The sequence below is a fragment of the Marinomonas pontica genome (assembly GCF_026191375.1).
Lineage (GTDB): Bacteria > Pseudomonadota > Gammaproteobacteria > Pseudomonadales > Marinomonadaceae > Marinomonas > Marinomonas pontica.
The window spans coordinates 19,292-30,504 of record NZ_JAODTL010000030.1 but is presented as its reverse complement, the minus strand read 5'-3'; the positions used below and the strand labels follow the sequence as shown (position 1 = coordinate 30,504).

General features: G+C 48.2%; 11 protein-coding genes. 5 read left to right on the top strand and 6 right to left on the bottom strand.

Going from position 1 to position 11,213, the window contains the following annotated elements; translation table 11 throughout:
• Positions 1-557: IMP dehydrogenase (locus tag N5P32_RS06615; RefSeq protein ID WP_322783836.1), on the bottom strand; the 557-nt coding region annotated here is incomplete at its 3' end.
• Positions 558-649: 92 nt separating this feature from the next.
• On the opposite strand from N5P32_RS06615, the gene xseA reads away from it, so the two are divergent.
• Positions 650-1,531, top strand: coding sequence for an exodeoxyribonuclease VII large subunit (gene xseA / locus N5P32_RS06610; RefSeq protein ID WP_265728322.1), 882 nt, complete (start codon positions 650-652; stop codon positions 1,529-1,531).
• The gene (locus tag N5P32_RS06605) at positions 1,524-2,003 is read left to right on the top strand and encodes an exodeoxyribonuclease VII large subunit (RefSeq protein WP_322783837.1); all 480 of its coding nucleotides are present in this window, start codon (positions 1,524-1,526) and stop codon (positions 2,001-2,003) included. The genes xseA and N5P32_RS06605 overlap by 8 nt, the downstream gene beginning before the upstream one ends.
• 13 nt (positions 2,004-2,016) lie before the next feature.
• Here the strand turns inward: N5P32_RS06605 and N5P32_RS06600 are convergent, their stop codons facing one another.
• Complete coding sequence (locus N5P32_RS06600; RefSeq protein ID WP_265728321.1) at positions 2,017-3,387, bottom strand: sigma-54-dependent transcriptional regulator; 1,371 nt, start codon at positions 3,385-3,387, stop codon at positions 2,017-2,019.
• Positions 3,384-5,288, bottom strand: a complete 1,905-nt coding sequence (locus tag N5P32_RS06595; RefSeq protein ID WP_265728320.1) for a sensor histidine kinase — start codon at positions 5,286-5,288, stop codon at positions 3,384-3,386. Before N5P32_RS06595 ends, N5P32_RS06600 begins: the two co-directional genes overlap by 4 nt.
• A 339-nt stretch (positions 5,289-5,627) precedes the next feature.
• Between N5P32_RS06595 and N5P32_RS06590 the strand changes: the two genes are divergently transcribed.
• The 3 genes from N5P32_RS06590 to cydB are packed head-to-tail and all read left to right on the top strand — an operon-like array spanning position 5,628 to position 8,076.
• Complete coding sequence (locus N5P32_RS06590) at positions 5,628-6,314, top strand: cytochrome ubiquinol oxidase subunit I (protein ID WP_265728319.1); 687 nt, start codon at positions 5,628-5,630, stop codon at positions 6,312-6,314.
• The gene (locus N5P32_RS06585) at positions 6,287-7,066 is read left to right on the top strand and encodes a cytochrome ubiquinol oxidase subunit I (protein ID WP_265728318.1); all 780 of its coding nucleotides are present in this window, start codon (positions 6,287-6,289) and stop codon (positions 7,064-7,066) included. The genes N5P32_RS06590 and N5P32_RS06585 overlap by 28 nt, the downstream gene beginning before the upstream one ends.
• The gene (gene cydB / locus N5P32_RS06580) at positions 7,063-8,076 is read left to right on the top strand and encodes a cytochrome d ubiquinol oxidase subunit II (protein ID WP_265728317.1); all 1,014 of its coding nucleotides are present in this window, start codon (positions 7,063-7,065) and stop codon (positions 8,074-8,076) included. The genes N5P32_RS06585 and cydB overlap by 4 nt, the downstream gene beginning before the upstream one ends.
• A gap of 247 nt (positions 8,077-8,323) precedes the next feature.
• Here the strand turns inward: cydB and N5P32_RS06575 are convergent, their stop codons facing one another.
• From N5P32_RS06575 to N5P32_RS06565, 3 genes are read right to left on the bottom strand one after another with little or no spacing between them, the layout of a single operon-like run.
• Positions 8,324-9,490: a TRAP transporter permease gene (locus tag N5P32_RS06575; RefSeq protein ID WP_265728316.1), complete on the bottom strand. Its 1,167-nt coding sequence runs from the start codon at positions 9,488-9,490 to the stop codon at positions 8,324-8,326.
• Complete coding sequence (locus N5P32_RS06570) at positions 9,462-10,259, bottom strand: TRAP transporter large permease subunit (protein ID WP_265728315.1); 798 nt, start codon at positions 10,257-10,259, stop codon at positions 9,462-9,464. Before N5P32_RS06570 ends, N5P32_RS06575 begins: the two co-directional genes overlap by 29 nt.
• 10 nt (positions 10,260-10,269) lie before the next feature.
• Entirely contained in the window at positions 10,270-11,208 is a 939-nt protein-coding gene (locus tag N5P32_RS06565; protein ID WP_265728314.1) for a TAXI family TRAP transporter solute-binding subunit, read from the bottom strand.
• Positions 11,209-11,213 lie beyond the last annotated feature (5 nt).

Sequence of the window (11,213 nt, the reverse complement as noted above, 5' to 3'; positions counted from 1 at the left end):
TTCACAATCAGCACTTTTTCAATGCGATTTTCATGAAGCAATTTACGGATAGAACCAGATGAAGCCCCTTCAAGCGCCGTAACAAGACGATCTTTTGGAGTCATGATGTCAGAGACTTTTTTATCGTAGTCTTTAACAAAGCGAACATCACGGCTAGTCACAATACCAACCAAATCGGAACCTTGAACAACAGGTACACTTGAAATGCTATTCGCTGCCGTCAGATCCATAAGCTCTTGAACGCTGGCTTCAGGATTGATAGTAACAAGATCGCGAACGATGCCGCTTTCGAATTTTTTCACACGACGAACTTCACGAGCTTGCTCTTCAATGGTCAAGTTTTTGTGCACAATGCCAATGCCACCTTCTTGAGCCAGAGCAATCGCCATGCGATGTTCTGTAACGGTATCCATCGCAGAAGACGTCAGTGGAATATTTAACTCGATGTCTTTAGTGATTTTCGTTTTGAGGCTAACATCCTTAGGAAGAACTTCGGAATAGCCGGGGATAAGCAATACGTCATCAAACGTTAAAGCTTCTTGCACGATTCGTAACATAATGGGAGTTTCCAATGCCAACAAGGGTGTTAAGATGGCAAGTAATTCTACTCCTTTAGTTGCATTCGGTAAATCAAAACCACGAGAGATTGATGAAAAATTTTACAACGTCGGCGTCACAAGAAACCGCTTTTACCGTATCGCAGCTAAATAGACAGATACAACAACTACTTGAAGCCAGTTTACCGTGGATTCTTGTGGAAGGAGAAATCTCCAATCTCGCCAAGCCCGGCTCCGGCCATTGGTACTTTTCCCTTAAAGACGACAAAGCGCAAATACGCTGCGCCATGTTCAAAGGCAAAAATGCCGCTGTGCGATTCAAACCGAAAGATGGCGACATGGTTCGTCTGCGTGCTCGCGTCACTTTCTATGGTCCTAGAGGCGATTGCCAGCTCAGTGTCGAAAGCATGGAGTCGGCGGGTGAAGGCGCATTACAACAGGCCTTTGAACGCTTAAAAAACAATTTACAGGCCGAAGGCCTATTCGCACCTGAACACAAAAAACCATTACCCACAAAACCTGAGCGTGTTGCCATCATCACCTCACCTGTCGGCGCTGCCGTTCGCGACATGATCATCGCTTTTCGCAGGCGTTTCCCATTGACCGAACTCACCATTCTGCCTTCTTTAGTGCAAGGCCAAGATGCCTCTAAAAACATCTTACGGCAATTGCAACGCGCCGATGGCAGCGGACACTTTGATGCCATTATTCTCGGTCGTGGTGGTGGTTCTTTGGAAGATTTATGGAGCTTCAACGACGAAACCTTGGCACGCGTAATATTTGCCGCCCAAACGCCGATTGTCTCGGCTGTCGGCCATGAAACCGATTTTACCATTGCCGACTTTGTCGCCGATGTTCGCGCCGCCACACCCACCGCGGCCGCAGGGCTTTTAAGCCCTGACCGCAATCAATTAATTCGACAAATCGAACAGCAAGAAAAGCAGCTAGTTCGACGCATGTCGCAGTATCCTTGAACAATGCCAGCAACAGCTCGACTTCACAACCAAGCGTATTCGCCATCCGAAAGAGCGAATCGAACAACAACAAAATCAACTCGACCAACTCAAGCACCGCTTGCGACAAAGCATGCAACGCAAGGTATCAGAGCAACGAAGCCAAGCTGTCAACCTCGCTCATCGACTCGAAAGAAACAGCCCGACTCGCCGTATCGACCAAGACAGACAAAAGCTCAAAGACATCGACGCTCGACTTGCTCGCGCATTAAGCAACACCCTAACTAACAAACAAACCGCCTTTGCCCGCATCGTCGACAAGCTCAATCTCGTCAGCCCACTCAACACCCTAGCCAGAGGCTACGCCATTGCCTCGAAAGACAAACAGGTTATTCGCTCTGTAAATAACGTTGAAAAAGGCGACGCGATAAAAATCAGAGTTCAGGATGGTGAAATCGCTTGTGAAGTAGTAGAAAGCAAAGCCTCTTCGTAAGTAAGCAATTAAATTACACACCATACCTTTCTATCTTTTTAATCAGTCCCTGCCGCGAAATACCAAGCTGTTTGGCGGCTTGGGTGCGGTTACCTTGGTGTTTCTCCAAAGCCTGTGTAATCAGGCGGATTTCGAGGTCTCGAACCTGTTCATCTAGCGAAATGTCATTAAGCGATAAATGGCTGGTCAGTGGCGTGACGAAAACAGGTGCACTGCTTGGATAAAGTAACTGAATGTCGTCTAAGGTGATGCGCCCTTCTGGGCAAATAGACGCGACGCTTTCTAAGGTATTTTTCAGTTCCCGAACGTTGCCCGGCCAGGTTTGGTCTCGGAACCATTGCACAGCATCCGGGCTGAGTTTCAACATCGTAGCGTGCTGACTTTGCCAACGCTGCAAAAAGGCTTGCAACAACACCGGCACATCGTCGAGCCTATCGGCCAAGGCGAGAGTTTCGATGTTGACGCCTTTTATTCGATAAAATAAATCTTCCCGGAACTCGCCTTCACGCACTTTTTCTAACAGGTCAGCATTCGTCGCAGAAATGACTCGAATATCGATGTGCTTTTGTTCTCGTCCACCGACCGGAAAGAAGGTTCCTTCTTGTAAAACGCGCAACAGTTTGACTTGCATCGCCAACGGCATTTCACCAATTTCATCCAAGAACAAGGTGCCGCCGTCGGCCAAACTCAACAAACCGACTTTGTCTTTTTCCGCGCCCGTGAACGCGCCTTTAACATAACCGAACAGTTCGCTTTCCAGTAATTCCGCTGGAATGGCACCACAATGCACAGAAACAAACGGCTTTGTTTTACGATGACTCAAATCGTGCAAGGTGCGCGAAATCACCTCTTTCCCGGTACCCGATGGCCCCGTCACTAAAACACGAACATCCGTTGGCGCAATGCGCTCCACCAACGCCCTGATTTTTTGCGAACTGAGCGAATGACCAATATAAGCGGCGGCACCCTGAGGTGATTGTGAGGCTTGTTTGAGCTGATTCAACTCTCGTTCCAACGTGGTTTTGGTGATCGCTCGACGCACCACAACCGCCAACATATCAGGATCAATCGGCTTGGCAATGAAGTCCCAAGCCCCCAGAGATACGGCTTTCAACGCCAGTTCTCGATCCGCGTGACCAGTGATAATAATCACTGGTCGACCGTCAAAATCGCCCAACGAATTCAACGTGACTTGAGGATCAAAATGCGGCGGCATCGACAAATCCAGCAACACCAAATCTGCATCAAACGATTCCAAAGCACTTCGCGCTTCGTCCAAGCTGGCCGCTGTTTTCACATGATAATCTTGGTTTGCCAACCAGCGGCTGGCCAACTCACGGAACGCCGGTTCATCGTCTACTAAAAGGATTTTATTTTGTGTCATTCGTGGCGTATCCCATCGTTGGTAAAATGAATGGATTGAGGAAAAATGAGTTCAAACGTGACAGGCCAACCTGCATCGTCTCGGTGTCGGATGCGACCACCATGGGCATCAACAATACGACGCACAATCGCCAAGCCCAACCCACTGCCGCCCGCTCGCTTAGTAACAAAGGGCTGAAATAACGCCTCACCTTGCAGACTTGGGTCGATGGCAGGTCCATTATTATGCACTTGAATCACTGTCTGCTGATCTTGCACTTTGGCTTCAATACATAATTTGCCATCTGGCCTATTGCGCAAAAACGACACGGCATTATCGATCAGGTTAATAAATACTTGCTGTAACCGTTGCGGGTCAGCGGCTAGCTCCATCGTCTGTTCAATCTCAAGTTCAACCACGACCCCATCTAACTGAGCTTGCGTCACAATACTCGATACCAAGGCGCACAAGGGCGTTTTTGCGATCTGCAAATTCAACCCACCAGAATACACCAACATATCGCTGACCAAACGATCCGCGCGTTTTAGCTGAGCCTGAATGTGTTGGCGCGTTTCAACTGGTGCATCATAAGCGGCCATAGAAATAATATTGAGAGGGTTACGCAATTCATGGGCCATCGCCGCAGACAAACTGCCCAGCTCAACCAGATGCTGTTCGTCCATGCGTTTTCGCTCCGCCACCGCCAAAGCCAACGAGCGCTCAAGCAAGCCGCAGCTGGTCGAAAATAGCGACGCAAACACTTCCGCCGTCAAACGCATGCCGGGGCTGGCATCGTCCCAGCCAATCAAAACAAAGTGCCAATCCGTTTCTAATCGAGAGACTCGTATCGCCAGAGCGTCATTCTGTTCTTGAACAGGTAAATCCGCATGCTTCAGCTGTATCGCCACGCAGCGTCGTATCTGCAAAGAAAGTAAACGCTCACCAATGGCAATCAACTGCGACCAATCTTGCGCCTCTTTTAATTGCGTTGACCAAGTATCCAACACGGCTTCATTCAATGAGGCTCCGGGATAAATCAGCCGAGAAATTAAGCGACTCAAAGGTTGATAAATCAGCGCGGCCACCACCAAAATCAGCAAGGAATACAACCACAACTGCCAGCTAGGCACACTGGCCAATGCCTGCAAACCAACACGTCCAGACACCACACTGATAACCGCGATCACACAGAGAATCACTAGCATCATGGCAACCCAAAGCAAGGCTCGATTGGCGAACGCGTTCACGGATAAAATTTGATAGCGCACCACCGCATAAACCAACAACAGCAAATAGGTGGGCAGCAACAACATAGGATAGGGAAACCAGCTAATACCGAAAGAAGGAAACACAAAACTGGTCGCCAACAACAAGCCCCATGCGCCAACACCAAACATGGCGAGAATAGAGCGGCGTTTGTTACCAGAGTGTCGATACCAACCAAATAACAGCACGCCATGTGCCAACATACCAATCAATACCGTGTAGGCGAGGTTCCACGTTCCCGCTTCAGTAAAAATAAAAAAGGAACGTGTGTCTAAGGTACTAATGGCGTCGCCAGCTTCCATCCACCAGCTTTGCAACACCACGGTAAAACTGGTCAGATAAAACCACGGCACAGCCTGACATAAGCGATCGAGCATGGGTTCTTTGGCTGCGCCAGAATTCACAAAACGAATCGCAAAATGTAAGAAAAAAGTCGGCATTAATGGGTTCGCGAGAATAATGTAAACCCCCACACGTTCGTAGCCTTGAAACAACACCACATGACCAAAACACCAAATCGCCATCATGATGGCAAAGCCTGCTAATGCCTGCAGGTCGCCTTGCTTTCGCGCTCGCCATAGCAGCCATGCTGCCACCAAAACGCCACACACACTAGAGACCAACATGGCCACTTCAAACATTAAGGAAAGCGTCAAAATCGTAAACCTCGTTTACACCAAAAACTGAGAAAATCGTAAACTCTTTTTACACCACACACAAAGAAATAAATTTTTCCTTTAAAATCAATGATATAAATTTAACTAATAGTTGGCCTGTCCCTTGCTATAGGTAAGACAACCTTTGATCTATATCAAACCACCTTCAACTTATAGGACAACCATCATGAATACTGGCTTTTTAATGACCGAAATCATCGCACTTTTTAGCATTGTAGGCTTAGCACTACTCCCTCTGGCTTTACAGCAAATGCGTACGCTAAAAATCAAGAGAAACGCATAATTTTACAACGCTGATTGACCCCTAAGGGAGCCATTATGGACCTCGACGTCGCCATTTTATCTCGCATACAGTTCGCCTTTACGGTGAGCTTTCACATTATTTTTCCCAGTATCACCATTGGTTTGGCGACTCTGATTGCCATTTGGGAAGGGCTGTGGCTTAAAACACACAACCCTTACTATTTGCAGTTGGCCAAATTTTGGATCAAACCCTTTGCCATTACCTTTGGTATGGGCGTGGTGTCCGGTATTGTTTTGTCCTATGAATTTGGTACTAATTTCTCCAAATTTTCCGAAATTACTGGCGCCATTCTTGGGCCCCTAATGGCATACGAAGTACTGACAGCCTTCTTTATGGAAGCGGGCTTTCTTGGCGTCATGCTATTTGGCTGGCAGCGCGTCGGCCGCAAATTGCATTTCTTCGCCACGGTGACCGTTATGATAGGTACCTGGATTTCGGCGTTTTGGATCATTGTAGCGAACTCTTGGATGCAAACTCCCGCAGGTTACAAGATCGTCAATGGTAAATTTGAAGTCTCAAGCTGGATGGAAGTCATCTTCAATCCATCTATGCCCTATCGACTTACTCACATGCTGGTTGCATCGTTAATCACCGCAACGTTTGTCGTGGCTGGCATCAGTGCATACTACCTATTGAAAAAGAAAACATTCCTTTTGCCAAAAAAGGCTTGTCCATGTGCATGTGGTTTGCCTTGGTGCTAACGCCACTGCAAGCATGGATCGGCGATATGCACGGTTTAAATGTACACGAACATCAACCAACCAAGCTCGCTGCGATGGAAGGCATTTGGCCAGCAAAAGAAGAAAACGTACCGCTGTTACTGTTCGCTATGCCAAACATGGAGACCGAATCCAACGATTATCAAGTCGGTATTCCAAACCTAGGCAGCTTGATCCTAACTCACTCTTGGGATGGCGCGGTACAAGGTTTGAAAGCCGTACCACCAGAAGACAGACCAAACGTGCCGTTAGTGTTTTGGTCTTTCCGTGTCATGGTGGGTATTGGCTTTGGCATGATCGGCATTGCAGCCTTAGCTTTGTTGCTGCGTCGTAAAAACCGTTTGTACGAAAACAAAGCCTTCTTATCCATCGTGACGCTATTTACACCGATGGGTGTCATTGCTGTTCTGGCGGGATGGTATGTGGTGGAAATCGGCCGTCAGCCTTGGATTGTCTACAACCTAGTTAGAACATCTGAGATTGTATCGCCACTGCCAGCTGAACGCGTGCTATTCACCTTGACCATGTTTGTCATCATTTACAGTCTGCTGATTGGTGTTTATCTCTACTTCATGCGCAAGTTGATTAAGAAGGGGCCGCCGTCTATGGAGACATTAGAGCAGCAACTGATCGGTATGAAAGCACCGGGTTATGCATTGGCTTGGGTAAAATCACTAACAACGAAAGAACAGCAAGCAAACGATCAAACTTTACAAGCACAAGGAGATAAATGATGGATTTGGCTTTTTTCTACTTCCTTGTCTTAGGCTTTGCCATCTTCATGTACGTGTTACTCGATGGCTTCGATTTAGGCATTGGCATTCTTTACCCTTGGTTTAACCAAGAAGGCGAGCGCGACCATTTAATGCGCTCTATTTCACACGTTTGGGATGGCAACGAAACTTGGTTAGTGTTTGGTGGTGTGGTGTTATTTGCGGCGTTTCCCGCCGCTTATGCTGGCATTACTTCAACCTTTTATTTGCCTATCATGTTGATGCTGTTTGCGCTGATCTTTCGTGGTGTGGCGTTCGAGTATCGGTTTAAGTCCGAGACGTCTCGTCCTTACTGGGATCTTGCGTTTAGTGCGGGATCAGCCATCGCGGCATTTTGCCAAGGTATGTTGTTAGGATCGATTGTTCAGGGCGTGCCAGTCGGTGTCGACAGTTTATCCAGCTTGCACTGGCTAACGCCGTTTTCTATTTTGACTGGCTTTGCTGTGATGGCGGGCTATGCGCTTTTGGCCGCTTGTTATCTGTTTATGAAAAGCCGCGGACGCATTCAAGACCACGCGGCAAAGTTAGGTAAAAGGCTGCTACTGATCACTATTTTCGCCATGATCATCGTAAGCGTGTGGACAGTGGCGAGCCAAATAGACATTCGTCAGCGTTGGTTCTCAGGCTTCAATTTCTTATGGCTATCGCCTTTACCTATCATCACTTTAGTGGTCGCGGTATTGGCTTGGAAAGATTTAAACAGCCATTCCGCTGGCATCATTCATCATGAAAGCCGACCATTTTGGTACGCTGCAACGCTCTTCTTATTGGGCTTTGCGGGTCTTGTCGTTGGCTTGTTTCCTTACTTAATACCAAGACAATTAACCTTTATGGAAGCCGCCTCCCCAGACAGCAGTTTATTGTTTTTGCTGCCGGGCATTTGCATCTTCGTACCATTGATTTGTGCTTATACCTTATGGGGCTATCGCGTTTTTGCTGGCAAGGTGGAAGATTATCAGGAGGGTTACTAATGTCGCTCAACATAACGAAGCTAAAAAGTCTGAAAGCAAAAGCCACCCAACTCAAATCATGGCAATGGTTTTTACTCTTATACGGCGTCGGTTTTGTTGCAGTACTCACTGCGTCTTACTGCATTAAACTCCTAATGACAGGGTTACCTTAACGAGACACTGTCATCACGAAAATGAAGCAAAAAGCGCATAATTCCTTGATAGAAATATGCGCTTTTTCGTGTCGTTTGCTTGGTTGCCTGAACGGTTAAGCGTGAACTTTCATAGTTTTGAGTTTGGTCTGAGTACTGGCCTTAATCAGCAATGCTGCAAACACCACCACACCCAATACTCGTGCACTGACGACAAACAACGACGTGTCCGTTGCCGCCGCTGGCCAAGCAATCAATATCGCGGCCGCCACGTACAACAAACGCGTTGCCCAAGGCAAATTTTCACGTAGCCAGCCAGAAAAACCAATACTCATCGACGCGGTTGCTAGGGTCGCAAAGCAAATTGCCGCCACCACACTGGTCGTGGTTCCGATCAACAACACCCCTGGCATAGTGACAAACAAAAACGGCACCAAGAGCTTCACAAAACCCAAACGCATCGATTCAACGGCCGTTTCATTTGCGTCAGCGCCCGATATGGTGGCAGCAGCATAAGCAGCCAGCGCTACCGGTGGCGTAATCGCAGACACCAAACCGAAATAGAAAATAAACATGTGAGCCGACAAGGTTTCCATGCCCAATTGCGTCATCGCTGGGGCAACGAGGACAGCCAGCAGCAAATACGCCGCCGAGGTCGGCAGCCCCATTCCCAACACAAAAGACGCCAACGCAGTCAGCAACAAAACCGCCCACAAATTGCCATCGCCCAATTCAATGATCAAGCCAGACAACATCAACCCCATACCGGTTAAATTCAAAATACCGATGATCACCCCAGCCGCACCTACTGCCGCCACAATGGGCAAAGTCGAAGACAAAGTCTCTTTACAAGCTGATATCAAATCAAACACATTAATACGCGTTTCTTTTTTCCAAGGACACACCAACAGACCCGCAAGAATTCCCATTACCGCAGCTTGTGTCGGTGACTTTCCTGAGATCATTAAACCAATCAACACCACCAATGGCAGCAAAAGGTAACTCTTAGTACGCAACGTTCTCACTAAAAGCTGCAAACCCGCCTCGGTGTCTCTCGCTAAGTTAAGACGACCCGCTTCAAGCCGCACAGAAATCATCAACGCAAAGATATACAAAAGCGCCGGAACCAAGGCCGCTAACGCCACTTCCGCATACGGAATACCGATCATTTCTGCCATCAAAACGCCGCGGCGCCCATGACAGTGGCATAATCTGGCTCTGCCGAAGGCTGCAGCCTCTACGGCTCCCGCCAATTTAGCGCTGTAGCCCACACGCTTCAGCAAGCGGAATCGTAAAGGTTCCGGTCGTCACCACATTAGCAACAGCACTGCCATTCAACGATCCCAACAAGGCGCTCGACAAGGCCGCCGACAAACCGGGACCACCTTGAACACGTCCAGTTAAGCCTCGGGCAATGTCCACGAACACTTCGCCTGTACCAATCTTGGTTAAGATGGCGCCAAACAGACCGAACAAGAAAATATACTCAACCGCCACCCCCATGGGAACGCCATAAACCCCTTCGGTTGACAGCATCAACGTCGACGTTAAGCGGCTCAAATCGTAGCCACCGTGGCCGTATTTCCCTGGTATCAAATAGCCAAAATAGGCATACAAGAAGGCCAGCGCCATCAAGGTGATCAGCGCCCAACCCACCGCCATACGAACGAAGACAAACACCACCGCGATGAGGGCAATAAAGATCCACTTATCCTGCCCAATCGACATAGCACCACGCATGACAATATCAATGTAGTAATGCCATAAGTACGGTCCAGGAACCAACGCCGCAAGAGCAAATAGGTAAAACACCACGCGCCCCGCCACACTTTTGTATCGTAAGGCATAAAACAGCATGGCCGCCGCTGCAACTAAAGAGAAAAATGACGACCTCAAAAGCAACGCCGTAATGCCACCGTAATATGCACCGTACAGCACAAAGCCAGCAACTGTCGCAGCAATCACACTAAACAGAATGGAAACCAAGGCCAATTCTTTGCCACCTGCAAACGTCGATTCCAGACGCAAACTTTGTAGGTTTGTCTTCAACATGATGACGCTCCTACTGACCGCTTACTTCATCAAAGTATTTCTTCGCGCCCGGATGCAAAGTCACTGGCGTTCGTTTCGCCGTATCGAGAGAGATCGCTTTGGCTTGTGGGTGAATTTGTCCCAGCTCATCGAGATGAGAAAAGATGGTTTTAGTGATGGTATACACCTTACTTTGGTCTTCTTTGCCACTGGTAAACAAAATTGCAGGATCATTGATCATCACCACTTGTTTTGTCTGATCTGGATAAGTTCCAGCTGGCAATGAGTACGCTTGGTAGAAAGGGTATTTCTGAATCAGGCTATCAAGCTTATTCACATCCGCAGATAACAGCTTCATGTCGGTTTGAGAATCAAGATCAATCAAAGACGAGGTAGGTGCACCAGCCAACACCACCGTGGCTTCTACTTGGCCATTCACCAAGGCTTTTACCCCTTCGTTATACGAAAGAAATCGCGGTGTAATGTCATCAAACACACCATACTCTTGCAATAAACGCGTCGCCAATACCGCCGCGTTACTGCCTGGAGGCCCCATGCTTACTCGTTTGCCTTTTAGTGCTTCAAAAGAGTCCACACCCGTTCCAGCAATCGTCGCCACCTGCAAAACGGCAGGGTACAAATAGGCGATACCCGCGACATCCAATGGGCCGCTGACTTTGAATGGGCCTTGGCCATTTTTTGCTTCAAACAGAGTAGAAGAAGAGGACAAACCTAGCGTCATTTGACCCGCTGCTACGCGGTGGTTATTCTCCACCGACGCGCCTGTTACTTCGGCACGCGCCGTTGTGTTATCCATGTGTTTATTGAGGGTTTCAGAAATGCCCGCACCGATGACATAGAACAAACCGCCCGTTCCGCCAGTGCCAATAGATACACGTTCAGCCGCTTGCACAGGGCTGTTTACCAGAGTCGCGCACAATGCGCTCGCGATCAGTATTTTTTTAAACATGGTTT